Raw genomic sequence first — 318 nt, forward strand, 5'->3', positions numbered from 1 at the left:
GCGCGGTCCAGCAGCCCGACCAGCGAGAGTGCTGCGAGCGCCCGGCGCTTGCGCTCGGCGGCGCGCACGCCGGCGTACGCGAGCGGGCGTTCCACCTGGGCTAGCGCGGTGGTGCGGGGCACCAGGGTGAAGGACTGGAAGATGAACCCGATATTGCGGTTGCGGACAAGCGAGAGCTGCTGCTCGTCCAGATTGCCGACGTCTGTGCCGTCCCGCAGATAGCGGCCGGAGGTCGGGACGTGCAGGCAGCCCAGGATGATAATCAGGGTGGACTGGCAGGAGCATCAACTGTCCATCACCGCGACGTAGGCCCCATGC

General features: G+C 68.2%; 1 pseudogene. It reads right to left on the bottom strand.

The features are described 5' to 3' along the window. Nucleotides 1-318, bottom strand: a pseudogene (locus tag UK12_RS44145) (ABC transporter ATP-binding protein); the annotation flags it as partial.

This window comes from Saccharothrix sp. ST-888 (genome assembly GCF_000955975.1).
Lineage (GTDB): Bacteria > Actinomycetota > Actinomycetes > Streptomycetales > Streptomycetaceae > Kitasatospora.